This window comes from Chryseobacterium urinae (assembly GCF_030518295.1).
Taxonomy (GTDB): Bacteria; Bacteroidota; Bacteroidia; order Flavobacteriales; family Weeksellaceae; genus Chryseobacterium; species Chryseobacterium mucoviscidosis.
Window position 1 is genome coordinate 1 of the sequence record NZ_JAULSJ010000097.1, and the last position, 444, is coordinate 444.

The following is a 444-nucleotide window of genomic DNA, read 5'->3' on the forward strand; positions in this document are numbered from 1 at the left end:
CGAGCAGACATACAAAAGACTTCTGATATGGGTTTTAGATGTTCTGCATTTTCCGGGCGAATAAGATTTCTTTCCCGATTGGTAAATTCTGGGTGCCAATCCAAAATATTTTACCAGGGATTTTGCGGAATCAAAGTTTTTAAATCCTGATGTAGCAGTCATGAGTTGTAATGAGGTCTTCTCACCAATTCCTGATACGCTTTGTATCAAATCTTTCACTTCTTTGAATTCCGCATCCTGAAGTTTTGGAAGACGCAGTTCAACTTCTTTGATTTCTTTTTCCAGCTGTTTAAGCCTTCTTTCGTAATGCTTTTCTGTGTTAGGGTTAAGATAAGGATTAAAACATAGCGATTTTAGTTTCACGGCATATCTGCGTTTTTCTTCTTCCAGATCATTCAAAAGTTTAATCTCCTGGTCAAGATGCTCAATATCAATACTTTTAGG

General features: G+C 36.9%; 1 protein-coding gene. It reads right to left on the reverse strand.

The window, feature by feature from the left end; genetic code table 11:
• Window positions 1–444, reverse strand: a 444-nt coding sequence (locus QWT87_RS21130) for a transposase (RefSeq protein WP_302718724.1), incomplete at both ends; no start/stop codon positions are given.